The following is a 20,779-nucleotide window of genomic DNA, read 5'->3' as shown; positions in this document are numbered from 1 at the left end:
TTCGGCCTACTCATCATGCTTGAGAGCGTCGCCCGCTCGATCTGGTCAGCGGATTTCCGTCGCATCCCCTCTACCGCCAATCCCTACGCCTCGAGTTCCCTGAAGATCGGTGATTTCGCGTTTCCGACGCCACAACTCTCGGCCTTCCTCACCGCCATCGTCATCGGGCTGCTCATGAAGTACCTCCTCGACCGAACCTACTTCGGGAAGGCCGTGCGGGCCCTGGCTCAAGACCGTGATATGGCCAGAGCCTTTGGCGTGGATCATCGGCGGGTGGCGGTCATACTTTCCGGACTGGCGGCGGCCACCGCAGCCATCGCCGGCGTGTTCATCGCCATGTCCCAGGCGTTGTTTCCCGGCCTGGCGGTCGAGTGGGTCGGGATCGTGTTCCCGGTGGTGATCCTGGGCGGACTCGGAAGCACGTTGGGGGCGCTCGGAGCCGGCGTGGTCATCGGGGTCGTCGCCGCCATTGCGTCGGTGGCGTGGGGTCCTTCCTATGCGCCGCTCGCCACGTTCGTCATTCTCATCGCCACACTCTTGTTTCGACCCGAGGGCCTCTTCACCAGAAAAGCGTCCATATGAATCGCCCGACCGCGGTCCGACTGACCGGATTCTCGGTGGTCGCACTCGCCCTGTGGTTCCTCCCCACCTTGCAGGGTCCGCTCGGCTTCCCGATCTTCTACCTTCTTTTTGGCTATACCTTGCTCTTCTGGTTCACCCAGGCTTCTTCGTGGAACATGTTCACGGGGTTCTCCGGGTACTTCAGTTTTGGTCAGGGTGCCTTCTTCGGTGTCGGGGTGTACACAACCGGCGTATTGGCCTCAAAACAAGGATGGCCCCTGATCGCGGCCATTCCGGTGGCGGGAGTGCTGGCTGCAGTTCTCGGCCTGTCCCTAGGGTTCGTCGTGTTCCGACTACGAAGGCTTCAAGGAGAGATCTTTGCACTCGTGACCCTGGCAGTCGCCTTCGTGGTTGCTGCCATCGCCAGGATCAGCTCAACCATCGACGGGGGAAGCGGAATCGCCCTCAACAATGTGCAACTCCCCGAATTCCTCGGCGCATACCCGTCGATGATGTTCCGCCTCGGCTTGATCATCGCAACTCTGACCATATTCGCGGCCGCCACCATCCAACATTCACGGCTCGGATGGGGTCTGTTTTCCATCAACGATGACGAGGCGGTCGCCGAAAGCCTCGGCGTTCCGACCTTCCGACACAAGATGATGGCTTTCGGGCTATCGGCGTTCTTTGGTGGGCTGTCCGGGGCTGTGCACGCCATCCAGATCAGCTACATCACCATCGAGGACGTTTTCAGTATTCGCATCCCGCTGTTTGTGATCGTCATGAGTGTCCTGGGCGGGATGCGCCATTGGATGGGACCCATCATCGGGGCAACCATCATCCACACCTTGACCGACCGGCTCAACCGGGCCAGTGACCTCGATCTATTCGGTGGCAACGTGACCGTTTCCCTTGACCACCTCAACGACATCATCATTGGACTGCTCCTCATTGTGATGGTGCTGGCCGTCAAAGACGGATTATGGCCACGGCTGGTCCGACGGAAATGGGCGGGCGCCGGGGCCTTCATTGTTGGCATCCTCGTAGCCCGGTTCTGGGCTCCTGAAATGTCCCTGATCGGTCAATTCGTCGCCGGCGAGCTCGGGGCCGTAGTCATCTTGCTACCTTCGTCGGACATAATCGACCGCTGGCGAAACCGGCGCGCCCCATCCGGGTCTCCAGACGAGCCATCAGACCAACCGCATGTGGGAGCGGCCCGATGACACTCCTTCAGTTCGACGGTATCCACAAACGGTTTGGCGGCGTCGCCGCCCTCGGCGGGGTCAGCGGGACCGTCGCAGAAGGTGAGATCCTGGGCCTGGTCGGCCCGAATGGATCCGGCAAATCAACGCTGATCAACATTCTGAGTGGTTTCGCCGACCCCAATGAGGGTCGGATCACGTTCGCAGGGGTCGATGTCACCGATACCGAAGCCCACCACCGGTTTGAGGCAGGAATCGCCCGCACCTACCAGATTCCCCGACCGTTCTCGAGCATGACCGCCCGCAACAATGTCGCCGTCCCACTCATCTTTGGGAAGACGAAACTCCATCCGACCGCCGCTACCGAACGAGCCATGTACTGGCTCGACTTCGCTGGTTTGGCGAGCTATGCCGATCAGTCGGTTTCGGAACTGAACCTTCACCAGCTCAAGTATTTGGAGTTGGCGCGAGCGCTCGCTTCCGAACCACGCGTCCTGTTCCTTGACGAGGTGTTGGCCGGCTTGAACCCGACCGAGATCGAAGAGTCGATCCTCATGATCAGACGCATTCACGACCTGGGCATAAGCCTCGTCATCGTCGAACATGTTCTCCGAGTGGTCAACGCCCTGTCGACCCGAATCATGGCCCTCAACCAGGGTCTGGTGATCGCCGAGGGGGCTCCAGAAGATGTGATGAAGGACCCCGAAGTCGTGAGAGCCTATCTGGGGTCGAGGTGGAAACATGCTTGAAGTACGGGATGTAACCGCAGGCTACGGCAAGGCTCAGGCGCTGTGGGGCCTTTCACTGAATGTCTCCGAGGGCGAGATCGTGACGATTGTTGGCCCGAATGGTGCCGGCAAATCAACGCTGGTGAACGTAATCGGCGGACTGCAATCGGCCTGGCAGGGCAGCATTGTCCTCGATGGTCAGGAGCTAACCCACCTCGCTACCCATCGGGTTTGTGCGTCGGGCGTGGCCGTGGTTCCTGAGGGCCGGCGGGTCTTCCCCGAGATGTCCGTCACCGACAACCTCGACATGGGCGCCTACCACCGCGAGGCGCGTCGTCACCGCGACGAGACCTATGCCGAGGTATGCGAGATATTCCCCAGGCTCGCCGAACGAGCCGAACAACTAGCGGGCAGCCTCAGCGGCGGGGAGCAGCAAATGCTCGCCATTGGAAGAGCCATGATGTCACGGCCCAAACTCCTACTCCTTGACGAACCGTCCCTCGGCCTGGCGCCGGTCATCGTCGAGGCGATCTTCGACGTCATCAGGGAAATCAACAGGACTGGCACCTCCATCCTCCTTGTCGAACAGAACGTTGTCGAAGGTTTGGAGCTGGCACACCGCGGATATGTATTGGAAGAGGGCCGGATTGTTCGTGAAGGCCCGGCCGCCGATCTTCTGGACGACAAGGAGCTCCAGGCTTCTTACTTCGGAATGTAGGGGAGTTCTCGATGACCTGGACGGTTGTTCGCAAGGGCGAGACTGAAACCAAGGCGGGGTTACCTGGCACCACGGAACGAATCCTGGTCGGTCGCCATTCGGGCGCAGTTCATCTCGAAGTCAGCGAAGTGACGATCGCCGGCCAGGCAGAAGTCCCGGGCCACCGGCACCCTTTTGAAGAGTCGTTCTATGTTCTCGACGGGACCGGGGTCGTCACCATCGGGACTTCATCCTATGAAGTGACGGCCGATGACTTCGGGCTCGTGCCGCTGGGTACACCACACGCTTGGACGAACTTGACCGATCGACCGCTCCAAGTTCTGCGAGTGCGGGCGCCCCAACCACGTCACATGCGCGGCGGCGGCCCGTACTATCTCACCGGCGATGTCAAACCACCGCGGTCCGGCATCGTGCCGCCCCGAGCGGTGGCAGCTCCGCATCGTCCGGTCGGGCGTTTCGAATCGAGCCAGCTCCCACCCCCGGGGCCGCTCAACATGAAAGGCTATCGCGGGCCCCGAATTGGCGGGGTATCCATCTGGATGCTGGTCGACGAACTGGTCGGGGCCATCCATCACACAATGTTCATCGTGGAGTTCGAATCCGGCGGTGATCGTCGGCCCGCCGGAGACCACTTTCATCCGTTCGAGGAGGCCTATTACTTCACGGCCGGGTCGGCGATCGCCCACCTCGAGGGCGAGGACATCCCGGTAGCTGCAGGCGACCTGGTCTTCTGCGGTGTCAACGACCTGCACGGCTACTCGGTGACAAGCAACGAACCCATGCGTTGGATAGAGGTGCAGTCGCCGGCCCCACCACCCAACGGGGCGACGTTCTTCCCGGACGATTGGCACACCGATGCCGACGGCTACCCGTAACACCGGAGTTTCCGGTCAGTCCTCCAACTGCTCCGATAAGTACACCCAATCGCGCGAGAACCGATAGGAGTGGCGGGGAGGGGGTGCCGGAGCCTGGGTTTCCAACCAGCGGACTATGCCGTCGCCAACGTTCGTGAACGAATGTACGCAGCCGACGCCTGCCCAGGCGATGTCTCCTGGCACCAGCCGGTAAGGCTGACCATCGAATGAGGCTTCGACCTCGCCTTCGAGGATGAGGTACGCCTCTTCAAGGGGATGGTCATGGGCTCCGGCTAACCCATTCGGCTCGTATTGCACCATGAACATGGTTGACAGCTGGGCACCCAAATCTGTGTCCACCATCATCTTGACCGTGATCCCGCTGTAGACGAGTAACGCGGTTCGCATGCTGGCTGACACGGCAAGCATGTCCTGGGTTTGCTTCTTCGGGTCCATGTTCGCATCGGCAATGTGCCCGAAGGAGAGGGTCCGCGGGTCTCGGGCATCGACACCGATGGGCTCCCTGGTCACGATTGGCGATGGGAAATAGGTGTCGTTCCCAAAACGTTCACGAGGCATCGGAGCCTGCATGTCGGCCCAGCGAGCCGGACCATCGGACAGGTTCCGCCAGGCGTGCGGACCGCCAACCGGCACTACGCCGTAGTCACCCTTGTGCAGGCGAAAGGAGCCCTCGTTGGTGTCGACAATCACTTCGCCTTCGACAACGTAGAAGCTCTCCTCGAACGAGTGAAGGTGCGTATCGATGGTCCCTCCCGCCTCCAACGAGCAAAGGCCGAAACCCATCTGTACCGACCCGCCCGCTTCGTCCACTGCGGAGGCTCTGGTGAATCCCGACGACCGACCCACGAACTCGGTCGGCGTTTGGTAGGCGAGGTCCCCCGCCGGTCGCACAATGTGGTGTGACATGTATTCCTTCCTCGCCTTCTTGTCATTCGGACCGGCCGGTCCTACCGGTGAGCACTGTCCCTGAGAAATACGGCCAACGCACTCATGTCACGGCCGCCCAGACCTGCCTCGATGGCCCGCCGCGCCAGCGCAAGGTTGGCGAGCGAGACCGGCATTTCCACCCCAACCCGCTCCCCTAGTCCGGTAATGAGATCAAGGTCTTTGGCGACGAGGTCGAGGCTGAACGCCACCGGGGCCGTCTCGGGATCCTGATACGCCGCCTGTTTGTAGTGCACAAAGGGGGCCCCACCCGCTCCGGCGGCGAACACCTCGTAGGCCGCTGTCCGGTCGACGCCGGCTGCTTCGGCAAGGACCAGCGCCTCGGCCAAGGCACCATTGATTCCGTGGACCAGCGCATTCACGGCCAGTTTGATCGTGGCCCCTGAACCGCGCCCACCGACCTTGAATAGTCGGGCCGATAAGGCTTCCAATACTGGACGGGCCCTCTCGATCGCCTGAGCGTCACCGCCCGCCATGATCGTCAGCTTCCCTTGCTCGACCAATTGCACCGAGCCGGACACGGGGGCGTCGACCAGGTCTGCCCCGGCAGAGTCGACCAGGCGACCGATCTCATCCACCACCGAGGGATCAATGGTGCTCATTTCGACAACCACGGCTCCCGGCCGTACCCCGGCGGCAATACCGTCCGGTCCCGAGTACACCGCTCGGACGGCCCCGTCATCGGCCAAGCTCGTCAGGACGACATCGGCCGCCCCGGCAGCTTCCCGAGGTGTTTCTGCCACGCGGGCTGCGATGGAGTTCGCCACCGTTCGGGCCGTTTCCGGACTCCGGTTCCATACGGTCAATTCAAACCCGGCTTCCGACAGGATCTTGGCCATGGCGGCGCCCATGCGACCCATACCGAGGACCGAAACACTGGAATTCGTCACGGGAATCACGCTCCTACTGTCTTACGTTGGTGGCTAGCCCGAACGGTATGCCAAACGTTTGCACCACGTCGACACTAGCGACTCCATACTGCGATAGTCGGCCGTCAAGGGCCTCACGGTCGGCGGTTTACGAAAGCTCACTCTACAGACGGGCCCGGTGACCGTCCGGGTCTGGTTGTAGCGGCAGGATGAGGGCCGAAGATCTCGAGACTTTGATGAAGGCGTGGTTCTTGGTGATCTCGACGTCCCTGATCGCAGAACGCTGCCACCAGGCGTCGACCGCCGTCGTGGTCCAGCGCAGCGTCTCATCAGACAGCAAGATCGATATGCACACCGGCATATTGGTGAACCACCCGCACCGCTGTCAATCATCGGGGATCTTCACCAGCCACCCTGGGGCGACCAATTCGCGTAGGGTTGGGGCATGGACCTTGACGTCGCAAATCCGTTCTTACGCGAGCACAGCCATGGCGTTCTGATGACGATCAAACGTGACGGGCGGCCGCAGGCTTCCAACATCTCTTATGCCTACGACCATGGAGTAGCCCGAATGTCGGTAACGGACAGCCGGGCCAAGACCAAAAACCTGCGCCGGGACTCGCGGGCCAGCCTATATGTCACGTCGAAAGATTTCTGGCGTTTCGTGGTCGCCGAAGGTACGGCCGAACTCAGCCGGGTCACAACCACTCCAGGAGACGCCGCCGGCCAGGAGCTACTCGAGGTCTACAACGCCATCAGTCCCGTTGCCCATCCCGACCCGGACGAGTTCTTCGCCGCCATGGTCGCCGATCAACGCCTGGTGATCCGGTTAAAGGTCGCACGGGCTTACGGTCAGCTCCCCGGCTAGCCGACCCGGCCCCGACATCTACCTGCGAATCACCTGGCAGATACCGGCCGGATCGCAATCAGCCGGGTCCAGCGTGGCACTCCTGTCCAACAGCGAATCGACCTCTTTGCGGATGTGACCGAGCTCTGTCAACCGGGCGTCAATCTCATCACGCTTGGCTCGCAGGAGCGAGGTCGTATGTTCGCACGGAGCGTCTCCTGCATCGCGAACCGCCAGGATGCTCGTGATCTCAGCCAGCCGGAGGCCCGCCCCCTGGGCGGCTGAAACAAACCGCAACCGGTTGACGGCATCGTCGTCGTAGTCGCGATATCCCGACTGCGTGCGGATCGGGGCAGGCAGGAACCCTTTCTCCTCGTAGAAGCGGATGGTACGGACCGGTGTTCCGGATCTCTCGGATAGTTCGCCAATTCTCATAGTGTCAGATTAGCCCTTGACCCTCCACTGAGGTGGAGGGTTTATGGTGAACACATGGACATCACGTTGCTCTACTTCGAAGGTTGCCCGAACTGGAAGCAAACCGATGCCGATCTTGCATCACTGGCATCCGAATACGACTTCACGGTCTCTCATCAGACGGTTGAGACGATCGAGGAGGCCGAGACCTGGCGGTTTGGCGGATCCCCGACGGTCCTCGTCGACGGAGTCGACCCGTTCGCCCGGCCGACGGACCCGCACGGGCTGTCATGTCGTATCTATCAGACTCCCGAGGGACTCGCCGGTGCACCAACCGTCAGCATGCTCCGCTCAACTCTCTCGCGGTAGCTCACATCCGCCGGGCTCACTCGAACTCGACGATCAGCGGGGCGTGGTCGGATGGTTTCGACTCTGGCACCTTCGAGGGCTTACGAAAGTCCCGGTTTATTCCGGCCGTCCGAAGGCGCCCGGCGAGTGGAGCACTCGCCAGAACGTGGTCGATTCTGAGACCGTGCCCCTTGTGAAACGCTCCGAAGCGGTAGTCCCACCAGGTGAATCCCGGCTCGGTTGGATGCAGAGCGCGAAATGTGTCAACAAACCCGTTGTCAACCACGACCGCCAGCCGCGACCGTTCCTCGTCGGTGATATGGGTGGCACCGTGAATCTCGGCCGGATCCCATACATCAAGGTCGGTAGGGCACACGTTCAAGTCGCCGGCAATGATGGCCGGTTGATCGACCAATTGTCGCGAGCGTCGGCCCATGGCTTCAAGAAACGCCAATTTCTGGGCGAATGGCTCCGAACCGACCGCCTGCCCGTTGGGTACGTAGGCACTCACCACCCGGATACCGCCGACAGAGGCTTCCACCCATCTCGCCTCGTCGGTGACGACCTCACCGTGCAGTCCCATCTTGAGATCGTCAAATCCAATCTCCGAACGGGCCAGTATCGCCACCCCGTTCCAGCGACCTCCCGAGTAGTCGGCTGCCACGTATCCGACGGAGCGCAACGCCAAATGCGGGAAAGCGTCCACAGCCACTTTGGTCTCCTGCACACAGACGATGTCCGGGTCGACCTCATCGAGGAGCGCCAGCAGCCTCGGGAGTCGGGCCGTGATCGAGTTGACGTTGTAGGTAATGAAGCGCACAGCGGCAGACTATCTGACGGAGTAGCGTTGCAACCACCAGCCCTGCGGGCAAGTCCGAGCCCCTTCGCAACCGAGGAGGCAAGCTCATGAACCATGACCATCACGACCAGGCAGGACCACCAGCGACAGACCAAAACCACGACGCACACGATCGGCATGGGACCGGGGCTGGCTCCGAGCACGACAAGCATGAGGGGCACAATCCTGAGATGTTCCGGGATCGGCTGTGGGTGAGCCTGGCGCTGACCCTACCGATCCTCTACTTCTCGGAACAGTTCCAGATCTGGTTCAATTACCAAGCCGTCGACTTCGCCGGGGTCAAGTGGGTCAACCCGATCCTCGCCACGTTCCTCTACGTCTATGCCGGGGCGGTATTCCTCAAGGGCGGACGCAACGAGATTCGCGACCGGGCACCGGGAATGATGACGCTCGTCTCGATCGCTATCAGCGTCGCTTACTTCTACAGCTTGGCGGTGTCGCTCGGGGTGAAGGGCGATCCGTTCTACTGGGAGCTCGCCACACTCCTCGACGTTATGCTCCTCGGCCACTGGATCGAGATGCGGTCGATTCAATCGGCCAGCCGTGCTCTCGACGACCTCGCTGCCATGGTGCCAACGACCGCTCACCTCGTCGAGACAGGCGGATCGGTTTCCGACGTTCAGGTAGCTTCCCTCAAGCTCGGGGACCGAATACTCATCCGTCCCGGTGAGCAGGTACCCGTCGACGGCTCGATCGTCGAAGGTGCTTCCGCCATGAATGAAGCGTTCCTAACCGGTGAATCCCGGCCGGTAACCAAGCAGGTTGGCGACGAAGTCGTGGCTGGGGCCGTCAACGGGGAGGGTGCCCTGACCGCCGAGGTCACCAGGGTTGGCGACGATACGGCGTTGAGCCAGATCATGCGTTTGGTCGAAGAAGCTCAGGCCTCTCGCAGTCGGTTCCAGGTTCTCGCCGATCAAGCCGCCAAGTGGTTGACCTTCGTCGCGGTCGGTGTCGCCGTTCCCACCCTGGCCGCCTGGCTGGCGTTCGGAACGGAAGGAACCAGCTTCGCCGTTGCGAGGGCAGTGACCGTCCTGGTCATCGCCTGTCCCCACGCGCTCGGTCTGGCTATCCCGCTCGTCAATATGAACGCCACTTCCGTGTCAGCCAAGAACGGCATCCTGGTGAGGAACCGGGAGTCCTTCGAACGCGGCCGCTCCATCAAATACGTCGCCATGGACAAGACCGGCACCCTTACCGAGGGGAGATTCGTCGTTTCATCGGTCGTCGCAGTCGACATGACACAGGCAGAGGCGCTCGATATCACCGCAGCCCTTGAGCAACTATCCGAACATCCCCTTGCGGCGGCGATTGTCAGCGCAGCCGAAGGTACGGACCAACGGGGCGCCGATGTGTCGGCCATCCCCGGGCATGGACTTGAAGGTTCCGTCGATGGCCGGGCCTGGCGGGTGGGTCGGCCCGAATGGGCCGACGAACTTGGCCTGGCAGTCGATCCTGCCGCACAATCAGCCCTCGACGCCGCCGACACCCGTGGGTCGAGCGCAGTGGTCCTCATGGATGATCAGCGGGTCAGAGCGGTCATCACCGTGGACGACAAGGTACGAGATTCCGCCAGGGAAGCGATCAACGCTTTGAAAGAAATGGGTATCACGCCGGTCATGATTACCGGCGACGCCGAAGCGGTCGCCCGCTCGGTGGCCGCCGACCTGGGCATCGAGCGCTACTACGCCCGGGTCTTGCCACACCAAAAAGCCGAAATCGTCAAGGAACTCCAGGCGAGCGGTCCAACCGCGTTTGTTGGCGACGGCATCAACGACGCTCCGGCGTTGTTGACCGCCGATCTGGGCGTGGCGATCGGGGCCGGGACCAATGTCGCCATCGAATCAGCCGATCTCGTATTGATCGAAGATGACCCGTCCGATGTTGCCAGGGCCCTCAAGTTGGCCAGAGCCACCCGTCGCAAGATGGTGCAGAACCTGGGATGGGCAACGGGTTACAACGTCGTGGCTCTCCCCCTCGCCGCCGGAGTCGCAGTGAGCGCCGGCATCGTCCTGTCGCCGGCCGTCGGCGGCCTGCTCATGAGTGCCTCAACCGTGATAGTGGCGATCAACGCCATGTTGCTGCGACGAATCGATCTGGGCTAGCGAATCAAGCCGAGCGGCGCCTGGTCCGCTCGCGGGCCGGTGCGGTCGGACGAATCTGTACGCCGAGACGTTCGATCACTTCGTCACGGCTCGGCCGGTCGTCGGGGACGTAGCCGTCGACCGCCGCACGTATAGCGGCGATATGGGCGGGGGTCGAGCCGCAGCAGGCACCGATGATCTTAACTCCGGATCGCAGGGCTATCTCAACGTAGTCAGCCATCGTCTCGGGGCCGGCCGGGTACTCAAGGCCCTCGTTCTTGTACAGGGGAATGCCACAGTTTCCTTTGGAAATGATCAGCTGACGCCGCGGCGATTCGGTGATCTCGTACACGGCTACGACATTGTCACCAGGGCCAATTCCACAGTTACCACCGACTGCGACCAACCGCGTGTCGGCCGCCCAATCGGCGAATGCCGCCGGACTGAAACCCATCATCGTCTTTCCGACGGTGTCAAAGCTGAGCGTGGCGGTCACCGGCGTTTCAAAGCGATCGGCGGCTTCGACGGCCGCGGCCAGTTCTTCCTGGCTGGACAGCGTCTCGATCCACAGCACATCAGCACCACCGGCAATCAGGCCCTCCATCTGGTCAGCGAACACCTCGACAGCTTCGGCATGGGTGAGCGGCCCGAGAGGTTCCATCAGATCACCGGTCGGTCCGACACTCCCGGCCACGATCACGGGACGATCGAACTCGTCGGCGACTTTGCGGGCCAGTCGGGCGGCCGCTTCGTTGAGGTCGAAAACTCGATCATCTGCGCCATGCAGCATCAGTCGACGAGCATTACCGCCGAACGTGTTCGTCAAGATGAGGTCGGCCCCGGCTTCGAGATAGTCGCGATGAACGGCGGCGATCATCTCAGGGGTATCAACGTTGGCGAGCTCAGGGCAGCCGCCGACTTCGAGACCACGCGCAAACAAGGCTGTGCCCATGGCGCCATCGGCCACGACAGCTGCACGGTTAGCGAGGATGGCTTCGAACACTGACATGATGGACTCCCTATACGTCAGTGCGGGTGCGGCGGAAAAAGCATGACCGCTGCAGCTAAAGCGGTCATCAAAATCGACGCTTTAGCTGCATTTTTAGAGCGCCCGCAAGCGGACGAATCAAATTGGCGCTTTCAATGAGAAGTGTACCAGCAAAGCCCCCCATCCGGAAGACAGGAACCCAGCACAGAACGCGCCCAACGCGGATACCCGACCCCCGGCAGAACGCGTAGCGTTCTGCAATCTGGCCAAAGGCGAGACGAACGCGTAGCGTTCTGCAATGTGCCCGCAAAGCCAGACGAAACCCGCACCCCAGGCAGAACGGCGAAGCCGTTCTGCAATGTGCCCGCATAGCGGGCACACCTAGTCCTTGATATACGGCTGACCGTCGGCGGCGGGGGGTCGACTTCGGCCCACCACGCCGGCCACGACGATGATCGTCACGATGTACGGGGTCATCGAAAGAAACTCGGAGGGAATCGGAGTCCCCAGGATGCCTAGCTTCTGCTGGAGAGTGAGGGCGAAGCCGAACACCAGGCCGGCGCCAAGGGCTCCGAATGGCATCCACCGCCCGAAGATCATGGCCGCCAGGCCGATGTACCCGACTCCGGCTGTGAGGTTTTCCTCAAACCGCGACACCAGAGCGAGTGTAAGGAAGGCTCCACCGAATCCGGCAATGACTCCACCCAGGATCACGTTGCGGTATCGCGTCCGGAACACGTCGATCCCAACCGTGTCGGCCGCCTTTGGATGTTCACCGACCGCCCGAGAACGCAGACCCCACCGGGTATAGAAGAGCCCGAAGTGCAGAACCACCACCAGGATGTAGGTGACGTAGACGAACATGTTGTGGTTGAAGAACATCGAACCAAGCACCGGGATATCACCGAGCAGGGGGATCTTGTGGGTTGAGAATCGCCCAGGAGAATTCAAGTCCTGGGCGACCGAAAGAACCCGCCTCGCCAGGAATGAGGTAAGGCCAAGGGCAAAAATGTTGATCACGACACCGGCGATGATCTGGTCGATCCGGTAGCGAATCGACAGGACGGCCAGAACCGCACCAAGGAGTGCACCCGTGAGCATCGCTCCGGTGAGTCCTGCCCAGATCCCCCAGGCAGATCCGGCCACGGTGCCAACGAATGCCGCGGTCAGTAGCTGGCCTTCGATGGCGATATTGATGACCGCCACGCGCTCACACATCAACCCGGATATCGCCCCGAGCGTTACCGGGACGGACAAGATGACCGTCGAGCGCAACATGCCAACGAGGCTGAACGACTTGTCGGCGGCTGCCCAGGTCAAGAAAGCCAAGACAAACAGGCCAAGCGCGATTGCCAGGCCGAGGTTGGTCCGCTTCACATGCGTACGCCGAAGAACCCAACCGCCGATGAAGGCGATCGTCGCCGCCACCAGGAAGGAGAGCACTCGCGAGTCAACTACCCAGGTAAAGTCCGGGTCACCCGGCAGGGAAAGATTGAACGTTGATTGGAGTCCCGACTCCACCCCCAGAGCAAACACCCACAACACGAAGGCGGCCAGCCCGATGAGGACGATACCGATGACCGTGGCTCGCCGCTCATCCGGCGTAGACCGGATTTGAACGATCGGTTCGGTACTGACCGACGTTGCCATCAGCCACCCCACCCGGTCGAAATCGTCGTACTGACATCTTGGTCAGGGGTCTTGATCCGGTAGATCGCTCGCACGAGACGGGGGGCTGCGATCATGACAATGATAAGCGCCTGAAGAACCAGAACCAGATCGATCGGCACACCGGCCGCTCCCTGCATTTCCCGCCCGCCCGCCCGTAAAGCGCCGAACAGAATCCCGGCGAACAACACACCGACCGGATGAGATCTACCAAGCAGAGCCAATGCAATGGCGTCGAACCCAATCGTGCCGGCGAAACCCGAGGTCCCTCGATACGGCTCCAACCCGAGAATCGGATTCGCGCCGGCAATCCCGGCGAGGGCGCCAGAGACGGCCATCACCCCCAGATATACCCAGGCAACGTTCATCCCGGCATACCGGCCTCCGCTGGGATTAAAACCGACCGCCCGGAATTCGAAACCGATCGTCGAGCGGTACATCAACCACCACACAAAGGCCACGGCGAGTAACGAGAAGAAGAACCCAATATTCAGGCGATCAAAGCCGGGGATGGTTGGAAACTGAGCGGTGACTTTCACCTTTTCCGAAATAGGGTCGTTCCGTCCGGTTGCCTGAAACACAGAGGTCTTGAGCAAATAATCCACCAGGAAAAGCGCCACGAAGTTCAACATGATCGTGGTGATGACTTCGTGGGCGCCGGTTCGGGCCTTCAAGAACCCTGCGATCCCCGCCCAGATTGCCCCCGCCATGATGGCGGCGGCAATGGCGAGCGGTATGTGAATGAAGGCCGGGAGGGTGAGACTGAATCCCACCCAGAGCGCCGCCATGCCACCGATGTGCATCTGACCGTTCACACCGATGTTGAAGAGACCCGCCTGGAACCCGACCGCCACAGCCAGTCCCGCCAGGATCAACGGAGTGGCGGCGAACAGGGTCTCACTAATGGCTCGCTGGGAACCAACCGAACCGACCAACAGAGCTTTGTACGCTTTCCCGATCCCGCTCATCGTTAGTCGGAAAGCCTCTCCTGGATCGGTACCCCACAAGGGGAGGGTGTCGAGATCCGTCACCGCGATGATCACCGCACCGACGATTAGAGCCGTCAACACCGCCAATGCCGGCACGACGAGTGCCTGGCGCAGCGAACTGCTAATCCCAACAATACGGTCAAGCGTGGTCGGTTCCGGTTGAGCGGCGTCCGGGTCGCCCCGGACCTCATCCTCAGGAAAATCTTCGGCGTCACTCATGATGCTGCTACCTCATCTGCACTGCCGAGCATCGCCAGGCCGATCTCGGTGGAAGTGGCCGACCCGTCGAATGCTCCGGCGATCTTGCCTTCGTACATCACCAGGATGCGGTCGGAAAGGGCCATGATCTCGTCAAGCTCGGACGAGACGATAAGCACGGCGGCCCCAAGATCACGCTCCTCGACGATTCGCGAATGGATGTATTCGATAGAGCCAACGTCGATCCCCCTGGTCGGCTGTGAGGCAATCACGAGGGCCACGTCGCGGTCAAATTCTCTGGCGACGATAACTTTCTGCTGATTGCCACCGGAGAGATTCGACACGAGCACATCGACGCCGGGGGTCCGCACGTCGTACTCGTCGACCAGACGAACCGCCTGGTCGTGGGCGGCGTCCCAATCCATCCGCACGCCCCTGGACAGGGGTTCTTCGTAGTACGAGTTGAGCACGATGTTCTCGGTGACCGTAAATGGGAGTACGAGTCCACTCTTTTGGCGATCCTCGGGCACATGTGCCACATTGGCTTTGTGCATCTCGCGAGGAGTCGCGATCGTCATGTCCCTACCTTTGAGGAACACGGTGCCGCCCAGTGGGGTTCGTAAGCCGGTGAGTGCCTCGACCAACTCGGTCTGGCCGTTGCCCTGAACGCCCGCGATGCCGACAATCTCCCCCGAACGAACCTCAAACGAAACCCCATCAACCGCTCGCCGATTACGGTCGTCGAGCACCATGAGGCGGTCAACGGTCAGGACAACATCTTTCGGGTTCGCTTCAGCTTTGTCGACGACCAGATCGACCGGGCGACCGACCATGAGCTCGGCGAGGCCGGCTTCGTCGATCTCACTGGGAAGAACCTCTGCGACGGTCTTGCCGCGTCGCATGATGACGATCCGATCGGCGATCTCAAGTGCCTCGCCGAGTTTGTGGCTGATAAAAACGATGCCCTTGCCATCGGCTTTCAACGTGTTCACGATTTCGAAAAACCCTTCAACTTCGGTCGGCGTGAGCACTGAAGTTGGCTCATCGAAGACCACAAACCGGGCCTCTCGCTCAAGAACCTTGATAATTTCAACCCGCTGCTGAATACCGACCGGCAGATCCTCGATGACCGCATTTGGATCGACGTCGAGGCTGTAACGACGCGATATCTCGGTGACGGTTTTTGTGGCACGGACCCGATCGATCATTCCAATTCGTTTGGTTGGTTCATCTCCGAGGATCACGTTCTCCGCGACGGTGAAGACCGGCACGAGCATGAAGTGCTGATGCACCATCCCGATCCCCGCCTTGATCGCATCTCCTGGCGAATGGAACTCGACTGGTTTCCCATCGATCGACACCGTCCCCGAGGTCGGCCGGTACAGGCCATACAAAATGTTCATGAGGGTCGTCTTACCCGCCCCGTTTTCACCGAGCAGCGCGACGATCTCGCCTTCGGAAACGGTCAGGTTGACGTCGTCATTGGCCAGGACCCCGGGAAACTGTTTTGTGATGCCAGCTAGAGCAAGTTCCAACAGTTCCTCCCGTAGCGGCCGAACAGACTATAAGCAACCTATCACGCAACAAAGAATGGGGCCCCTCTCAGGGCCCCACTCTCAGTTTTTTGTATTGACGTTGGCGTTTAGTAGCCGACTGGGGTGAAGTCAGCCTTGACCACACCGTCCTTGATATCTTGCAACAACTGCTCGACCTCGGCCTTCAACTCGTCCGAGACCCTTCCGTCCCAGTCGTGATAAGGGGCCAAGCCGACACCATCGTTGGCGAGGTTGCCGACGAACGATCCAGCCGCCCAGGTGCCTTCCTGCTGATCCTGGACTGCGAGGGTGACAAACGGAGCGATCGCCTTTTCAACGGTCGTCAGCCATAGCGACTGATACTGCGAATCCATGGCGAAGTATGCATCGGCATCTACACCAATCAGCGCCGCATCGAGTCCACCGTCGTTGATGGCGTCACCGGCCGGCAGGTTGATGGCACCACCGACGGGGATGATCACGTCACAGTTCTCCTGGAACAGACTCTCAGCGGTGCTTCGAGCCAGACCCATGTCAGTGAAGCTTCCGGTGAACACACCATCTTGGGTGGCAGGATCCCAACCGAGAACCTTGACATCCGTGCCCTTCACATCGTTGTAGTGCATGGCACCACGGGCAAAACCGTCCATGAAGATCGACACGGTCGGGAAGTTGCCACCACCGTACGTGCAGAGAACGCCGGTCTTGCTGACACCGGCTGCCAGGTACCCGGCCGCAAACGCCGCCTGGTCGGTCTGGTAGACGAGTTCACGCACGTTTGGCAGAGCCAACGGAGCGAAGCTCGCATCGGTGAGGACGTTATCAATCATCGTCCACGTGATCTCCGGATGGGCCTGAGCGTTGATCGCCGTCACCTCTCCAAGAGCGAAACCAACCGTCACGATGTGCTGGCATCCCTGCGAGATCATCTGGTCGATGTTTGGCTGCCAGTCGGCGGCGTCGGTCGACTCCAGGAAGAAAGAATCTTCCGTGGCATATCCGGCGGCTATGGCGTCTTGGACGCCCTGCCATGCGCTGGCGTTGAAGCTACGGTCGTCGACGCCGGCCAGGTCGGTTACGAGACAGGTCTTGATGGCGTCCATCGTGGCCACGGTGGTATCCGTGGTGCCTTCGGTGGTCGTCGGCGTATCGACGGGCGCGGCCGTCGTGGTGGTGGTCTCAGCCACCGCCGCAGCGGTTGTAGTGGTGGTATCGGAGCCGCCACACGCGACTGCAACCAGCGCGAGGACCCCGAGTAGCGCGATCAAGCGCACGGATTTCATATTGCCTCCTGAATTGTTCCGGAAGTCGCTCTTAAGCGACAACTGTACGATAGCCCACCGGTAGGGCTGGAGTACAAAGCCGGACTGCCATTAGCAAGTACCGATTTCGCGGTTCTAGCCTGCTGTCCTGGTCGAGTGTGCATCCACACTGCGTTATCCAACTCAGATGCACCCTCGTTTGGGAGAGGGCCGGCCAGCCGGATCGATTGTGCATGCAAACTCGATAGTCCAATGGTGTTGCACACTCGTTCAGACCTATTGCAAACCAACGGCGGATGCCTCAACCTGACCGAGTGAACCGAAATCCGTCCGAAGTCAACCAGCTGGCGAGCCAGCAGCACGGAGTCCTCAGCTACCAACAGCTCACCGGACTCGGGATTGACCAAAACTTCATCAACAGGCAATGCCGCAACGGCGAGTGGCATCGGGTGTGTAAGACCGTATGGACCGTTGCCGGCAGCCCGAACACTGTGCAACGGCAGCTGTGGACCGCCTTTCTGAGCAAGGATCATTGCTTCATCAGCGGCCGATCCGCAGCGGCCATACATCAGTTCAGCGGGTTCATCCAGCCAAGGCTCCCGGAGATCACGATTCCGTACTCCGGCGATGCTCGTTCCCGCGTGGCGCGGGTCACCAGATCACAGTTCTTCCCAACCACGAGGCGAGTTACGTTCAGGGGCCTCGAGGTTGCCGCGCCAGCTGAAACCCTATTTGTGGTCGTCCAGTGGGTAGACCGCCTACGAGCGAATCGCATCACCGACGACCTCCTGATGCGCGACCCGGCGGCGCTCGCCGAAATCCAGGAGATATACCTGCGGTACCAAGGTCACCGCATGCGAGGCATGGCATCCCTCAGGCCCATCATCCTTGAGAGATCCAGCCAAGGATATGTTCCCCCCGAGAGCGAACTGGAGGCGCTGGCCTGGAGGGTGTTCGGTGAAGCAATGATCCCCGAGATGCAGCGCCAGGCTCCGCTTCCCTGGGCACCCGGCGCCGGTCGGGTCGATCTCTTCATCGAGGCGTGGAAGCTGATCGTTGAGCTTGACGGCCGGACCTGGCATACAAAGACCGAGGACTTCGAACGCGACCGATCTCGTGATAATGCTGCCGTCGCAGCCGGTTTTGCAGTGCTTCGGTTCACCTGGGAAGCCCTTACCAACGATCCGGCCAGATGCGTGCGAACGATGGAGGAGTTCGGTCGCCGATCCGGCCATCGCGCCCAATCGTCGAATGTGCATACGAATTGGAATATCGCATCCTGATGCACACTCGACCAAGACCAGGCAAGGCACGGCCCAAACGAGTGTGCATACGAATTGAAATATCGAACTTGGATGCACACTCGACCCAGCGCAGGCGGTGCTTAGCGGGCCTTGATTGCCGCAATCACCGCCGGGAGAATTTCGTTTACGTCACCAATCACGGCGTAGTCGGCCTTCGTGACCATCGGAGCTTCCCGATCGGTGTTGATGGCCAGAACCCGCTTGGATCCCATCATCCCAACCCAATGCTGGATGGCGCCCGAGATCCCGCAAGCGATATACAAGTCAGGCGCAACCCGATTGCCGGTTTGGCCAACCTGCTCAGCGTGGGACCGCCAGCCATTGTTCGTCACGACCCGGCTGCATCCCACCGCCCCTCCGACGAGTTCAGCCAGTTCATCTAGGGAAGCGAAGTTCTCAGGGTTGCCGACACCCCGGCCCCCGGCCACCACAACGGGAGCGGTCTGAAGCGTGATGCCTCCTTCGGCCTTGACTCGATCGGCCACAATCGTTCGAGCAACCGACTCGTCCAACTCGACCGCCAGAATCTGAACCGTTCCCGCCGCCGGAGACGGTTCGGCAACCACGGCATGCGGAGTGATCGTTACGAGCTTGTGGTCGGCAGTCAGCGTCGCCTCCTCCAGCAGTGAACCACCCCAGCGGGTACGGACCATCGACCAGTCACCATCACCAGCCGTGATCTCGTTGCAGTTGGCGACCATCGGCGCGTTCAACAAAGCTCCGACATGAGCCAGCACTTCGTTGCCCCGATCGGTGCCAGGGGCGACCACTGCCCTGGCTCCTGAAACCAGCATCGCCTGCGCCAGGGCGTCGGCCCAGGCTTCCGAACCGTAATCGGCGAGCAGGTCATGGGTCACCACATGAACGGTTTCTGCACCGTATTCCGCAAGGTTCGGCGCGAGCGCCGGATAGTCACCCATCACGACCGCATCAATCGAACCGAGCGATCGGGCGGCGGTCATGGCCTGGAGCGTGAGTTCGTCGAGGACGCCACGATCGTGATCTACGAGAACCAGAACGTTCACGACAGAACCCCCAGTTCGACAAGAAGATCGACGATCTTGCCGGCCGCCTCTGGACCCTCACCGAGCACGACGGTATTCGATACCTGCTCGGGAGCCGGAATCAACCGGACCCGCTTCTGTCCGCCGGGCGTATGAGGTTGCGGTGAAGCAACCACTTCAGCCTTACGGGCATTCAGTCGGCCTTTCATCGTGGGATAGCGCGGCAAGGTGATACCTTCTTTGACTGCCACGATGGCCGGCATGGTGAGGCGATATTCCTCAAGCCCGGCGACTGTTTGGCGGCGAGCCTTGACGGTATCACCATCGATATCGATGGATTTGATCCCGGACACGATCGGTCGGTCGAGCGCGTGGGCCGCCCGGATGCCGACCTGGTAGCCACCCGAATCAGCCGACTCATTACCGAAGATGATGAGGTCGAACGGTTCGCCCGCCTCTGCGTCGGCGATCGCCGACGCCAGGGCCGAGGCCGTCGCCATCGGGTCCCAATCGTCAACATCCGTCGGCACGAGAATCGCGTGATCAACTCCCAACGAAACGGCGTATCGAAGCTGTTCCTCGGATTCCTGAGCTCCCAGCGTCATGACCGTCGACGTCCCACCGTGGGCTTCGACCAACTGGACGGCCAACTCGATGCCACATTCCTCATGGGGGCTCATGGCGAACCCGAGGTTCTTCGTGTCGACAGCTTGCTCGTCGGCCGTGATGTTGATCTTGGCACCAGGAGCGGGAACTCGTTTGACGAGAACCAGGACTTTCACTGCTTGATCCGCTCATCATCCGGGTCGAACAGCGGCTGAGAACCGACTCGTTCGACAGTCACCGGGTAGAGCTCGTTCATATACATGACCTTGAGCTTGGTCCCTTCGACGGCGTGCTCGGGAGGTAGGTACGACATCAACAGGAACTTGCCGAGCGACGGCGAGGCACCGGCCGTTGTGACATACGACACCCGGCCGTGGGCATCCACGATCCGCTCCCCGTCGAGCGTCAGAATCGGTTCAGAACCCGTCATGTACCGCTTGATGCCCGACGCCGAGGTGTGATCGTCCACGGATAGGGTGCACAGTGTGGCTGCCACCGGCGCCTCCCGAGCGGCCAGGTATCCAGCCTTGCCGATGAAGTCGGCATCCTTGACCCTGGGCCGAGCGAGGCCAGCCTCGACGGGGGTGAAGTCGGATTCGAGTTCGGCACCCATCAGACGGTACCCCTTCTCGACCCGACCGGTCGTGCCGTAGACGCCGGCTCCCACCGGTACGACGCCGAATGCCTGGCCGGCCTCATAGAGGGCATCCCAGAGGGCGGGGCCATCGGCCATGTCGACGTAGATCTCCCAGCCAAGATCGCCGACATACGAGATACG

General features: G+C 61.1%; 21 protein-coding genes and 1 pseudogene. 9 read left to right on the top strand and 13 right to left on the bottom strand.

Annotated elements, in window-relative coordinates; genetic code table 11:
- Positions 1–15 precede the first annotated feature (15 nt).
- From JJE47_00975 to JJE47_00955, 5 genes are read left to right on the top strand one after another with little or no spacing between them, the layout of a single operon-like run.
- Positions 16–582 (top strand): branched-chain amino acid ABC transporter permease, encoded by a 567-nt coding sequence (locus tag JJE47_00975; GenBank protein MBK5265983.1) that lies wholly within the window; start codon positions 16–18, stop codon positions 580–582.
- Complete coding sequence (locus JJE47_00970) at positions 579–1,784, top strand: branched-chain amino acid ABC transporter permease (GenBank protein ID MBK5265982.1); 1,206 nt, start codon at positions 579–581, stop codon at positions 1,782–1,784. Before JJE47_00975 ends, JJE47_00970 begins: the two co-directional genes overlap by 4 nt.
- A complete protein-coding gene (locus JJE47_00965; GenBank protein MBK5265981.1) occupies positions 1,781–2,512 on the top strand; it encodes an ABC transporter ATP-binding protein in 732 nt (243 codons plus the stop codon). Before JJE47_00970 ends, JJE47_00965 begins: the two co-directional genes overlap by 4 nt.
- Positions 2,505–3,209, top strand: coding sequence for an ABC transporter ATP-binding protein (locus tag JJE47_00960; GenBank protein MBK5265980.1), 705 nt, complete (start codon positions 2,505–2,507; stop codon positions 3,207–3,209). The genes JJE47_00965 and JJE47_00960 overlap by 8 nt, the downstream gene beginning before the upstream one ends.
- Before the next feature lie 11 nt (positions 3,210–3,220).
- Complete coding sequence (locus JJE47_00955; GenBank protein MBK5265979.1) at positions 3,221–4,084, top strand: cupin domain-containing protein; 864 nt, start codon at positions 3,221–3,223, stop codon at positions 4,082–4,084.
- 15 nt (positions 4,085–4,099) lie between these two features.
- Here JJE47_00955 and JJE47_00950 read toward each other — a convergent pair whose 3' ends face one another.
- The 3 genes from JJE47_00950 to JJE47_00940 form a co-directional block, all read right to left on the bottom strand.
- Positions 4,100–4,990, bottom strand: a complete 891-nt coding sequence (locus JJE47_00950; GenBank protein MBK5265978.1) for a cupin domain-containing protein — start codon at positions 4,988–4,990, stop codon at positions 4,100–4,102.
- 41 nt (positions 4,991–5,031) lie between these two features.
- The gene (locus JJE47_00945; protein MBK5265977.1) at positions 5,032–5,919 is read right to left on the bottom strand and encodes an NAD(P)-dependent oxidoreductase; all 888 of its coding nucleotides are present in this window, start codon (positions 5,917–5,919) and stop codon (positions 5,032–5,034) included.
- 142 nt (positions 5,920–6,061) lie between these two features.
- Complete coding sequence (locus JJE47_00940; protein ID MBK5265976.1) at positions 6,062–6,259, bottom strand: hypothetical protein; 198 nt, start codon at positions 6,257–6,259, stop codon at positions 6,062–6,064.
- Between the two features lie 84 nt (positions 6,260–6,343).
- On the opposite strand from JJE47_00940, the gene JJE47_00935 reads away from it, so the two are divergent.
- Positions 6,344–6,766, top strand: coding sequence for a PPOX class F420-dependent oxidoreductase (locus JJE47_00935; protein MBK5265975.1), 423 nt, complete (start codon positions 6,344–6,346; stop codon positions 6,764–6,766).
- 18 nt (positions 6,767–6,784) lie between these two features.
- Here JJE47_00935 and JJE47_00930 read toward each other — a convergent pair whose 3' ends face one another.
- Positions 6,785–7,180: a heavy metal-responsive transcriptional regulator gene (locus JJE47_00930; GenBank protein ID MBK5265974.1), complete on the bottom strand. Its 396-nt coding sequence runs from the start codon at positions 7,178–7,180 to the stop codon at positions 6,785–6,787.
- A gap of 54 nt (positions 7,181–7,234) precedes the next feature.
- On the opposite strand from JJE47_00930, the gene JJE47_00925 reads away from it, so the two are divergent.
- Positions 7,235–7,528 carry a thioredoxin family protein gene (locus JJE47_00925; GenBank protein MBK5265973.1) on the top strand — a complete coding sequence of 98 codons (294 nt, stop codon included), beginning with the start codon at positions 7,235–7,237 and terminating at the stop codon, positions 7,526–7,528.
- A gap of 16 nt (positions 7,529–7,544) precedes the next feature.
- On the opposite strand, the gene xth is transcribed toward JJE47_00925, so the two are convergent.
- Positions 7,545–8,327 (bottom strand): exodeoxyribonuclease III, encoded by a 783-nt coding sequence (xth, locus tag JJE47_00920; protein MBK5265972.1) that lies wholly within the window; start codon positions 8,325–8,327, stop codon positions 7,545–7,547.
- A gap of 86 nt (positions 8,328–8,413) precedes the next feature.
- Between xth and JJE47_00915 the strand changes: the two genes are divergently transcribed.
- A complete protein-coding gene (locus tag JJE47_00915; GenBank protein ID MBK5265971.1) occupies positions 8,414–10,468 on the top strand; it encodes a copper-translocating P-type ATPase in 2,055 nt (684 codons plus the stop codon).
- A gap of 4 nt (positions 10,469–10,472) precedes the next feature.
- Here the strand turns inward: JJE47_00915 and bmt are convergent, their stop codons facing one another.
- The 5 genes from bmt to JJE47_00890 all read right to left on the bottom strand — a co-directional run bounded on the left by bmt (position 10,473) and on the right by JJE47_00890 (position 17,108).
- The gene (gene bmt / locus JJE47_00910) at positions 10,473–11,456 is read right to left on the bottom strand and encodes a betaine--homocysteine S-methyltransferase (GenBank protein ID MBK5265970.1); all 984 of its coding nucleotides are present in this window, start codon (positions 11,454–11,456) and stop codon (positions 10,473–10,475) included.
- A 360-nt stretch (positions 11,457–11,816) separates the two neighbouring features.
- Positions 11,817–13,085 (bottom strand): ABC transporter permease, encoded by a 1,269-nt coding sequence (locus tag JJE47_00905; protein ID MBK5265969.1) that lies wholly within the window; start codon positions 13,083–13,085, stop codon positions 11,817–11,819.
- Complete coding sequence (locus tag JJE47_00900; GenBank protein MBK5265968.1) at positions 13,085–14,311, bottom strand: ABC transporter permease; 1,227 nt, start codon at positions 14,309–14,311, stop codon at positions 13,085–13,087. Before JJE47_00900 ends, JJE47_00905 begins: the two co-directional genes overlap by 1 nt.
- Positions 14,308–15,825 carry an ABC transporter ATP-binding protein gene (locus JJE47_00895; protein ID MBK5265967.1) on the bottom strand — a complete coding sequence of 506 codons (1,518 nt, stop codon included), beginning with the start codon at positions 15,823–15,825 and terminating at the stop codon, positions 14,308–14,310. Before JJE47_00895 ends, JJE47_00900 begins: the two co-directional genes overlap by 4 nt.
- A 107-nt stretch (positions 15,826–15,932) precedes the next feature.
- Positions 15,933–17,108, bottom strand: coding sequence for a BMP family ABC transporter substrate-binding protein (locus tag JJE47_00890; GenBank protein MBK5265966.1), 1,176 nt, complete (start codon positions 17,106–17,108; stop codon positions 15,933–15,935).
- 293 nt (positions 17,109–17,401) lie between these two features.
- Between JJE47_00890 and JJE47_00885 the strand changes: the two genes are divergently transcribed.
- Complete coding sequence (locus JJE47_00885) at positions 17,402–18,370, top strand: DUF559 domain-containing protein (protein ID MBK5265965.1); 969 nt, start codon at positions 17,402–17,404, stop codon at positions 18,368–18,370.
- 101 nt (positions 18,371–18,471) lie between these two features.
- Here JJE47_00885 and JJE47_00880 read toward each other — a convergent pair.
- From JJE47_00880 to JJE47_00870, 3 genes and pseudogenes are all read right to left on the bottom strand, one after another.
- Positions 18,472–19,410, bottom strand: a pseudogene (locus JJE47_00880) (electron transfer flavoprotein subunit alpha/FixB family protein).
- Positions 19,411–19,412: 2 nt separating this feature from the next.
- On the bottom strand, positions 19,413–20,177 hold the full coding sequence (locus JJE47_00875) for an electron transfer flavoprotein subunit beta/FixA family protein (GenBank protein ID MBK5265964.1): 765 nt from the start codon (positions 20,175–20,177) through the stop codon (positions 19,413–19,415).
- On the bottom strand, positions 20,174–20,779 hold a 606-nt coding region (locus JJE47_00870; GenBank protein ID MBK5265963.1), incomplete at its 5' end, for an aminomethyltransferase family protein. The genes JJE47_00870 and JJE47_00875, both read right to left, overlap by 4 nt.

Source organism: Acidimicrobiia bacterium (assembly GCA_016650365.1).
Taxonomy (GTDB): Bacteria; Actinomycetota; Acidimicrobiia; order Spongiisociales; family JAENVV01; genus JAENVV01.
Note: the sequence above shows the minus strand (reverse complement) of the source record. Positions and strands in the feature narration are given on the sequence as shown.

Bases quoted from the DNA above. Each gene is read 5' to 3' on its own strand.
- JJE47_00975 (MBK5265983.1), top strand. From the start codon at position 16: ATGCTTGAGAGCGTCGCCCGCTCGATCTGGTCAGCGGATTTCCGTCGC.
- JJE47_00900 (MBK5265968.1), bottom strand. From the start codon at position 14,311: ATGAGTGACGCCGAAGATTTTCCTGAGGATGAGGTCCGGGGCGACCCG.
- JJE47_00960 (MBK5265980.1), top strand. From the start codon at position 2,505: ATGCTTGAAGTACGGGATGTAACCGCAGGCTACGGCAAGGCTCAGGCG.
- JJE47_00965 (MBK5265981.1), top strand. From the start codon at position 1,781: ATGACACTCCTTCAGTTCGACGGTATCCACAAACGGTTTGGCGGCGTC.
- JJE47_00970 (MBK5265982.1), top strand. From the start codon at position 579: ATGAATCGCCCGACCGCGGTCCGACTGACCGGATTCTCGGTGGTCGCA.
- JJE47_00915 (MBK5265971.1), top strand. From the start codon at position 8,414: ATGAACCATGACCATCACGACCAGGCAGGACCACCAGCGACAGACCAA.
- JJE47_00935 (MBK5265975.1), top strand. From the start codon at position 6,344: ATGGACCTTGACGTCGCAAATCCGTTCTTACGCGAGCACAGCCATGGC.
- bmt (MBK5265970.1), bottom strand. From the start codon at position 11,456: ATGTCAGTGTTCGAAGCCATCCTCGCTAACCGTGCAGCTGTCGTGGCC.
- JJE47_00905 (MBK5265969.1), bottom strand. From the start codon at position 13,085: ATGGCAACGTCGGTCAGTACCGAACCGATCGTTCAAATCCGGTCTACG.
- JJE47_00930 (MBK5265974.1), bottom strand. From the start codon at position 7,180: ATGAGAATTGGCGAACTATCCGAGAGATCCGGAACACCGGTCCGTACC.
- JJE47_00950 (MBK5265978.1), bottom strand. From the start codon at position 4,990: ATGTCACACCACATTGTGCGACCGGCGGGGGACCTCGCCTACCAAACG.
- JJE47_00925 (MBK5265973.1), top strand. From the start codon at position 7,235: ATGGACATCACGTTGCTCTACTTCGAAGGTTGCCCGAACTGGAAGCAA.
- JJE47_00955 (MBK5265979.1), top strand. From the start codon at position 3,221: ATGACCTGGACGGTTGTTCGCAAGGGCGAGACTGAAACCAAGGCGGGG.
- JJE47_00890 (MBK5265966.1), bottom strand. From the start codon at position 17,108: ATGAAATCCGTGCGCTTGATCGCGCTACTCGGGGTCCTCGCGCTGGTT.
- JJE47_00940 (MBK5265976.1), bottom strand. From the start codon at position 6,259: ATGCCGGTGTGCATATCGATCTTGCTGTCTGATGAGACGCTGCGCTGG.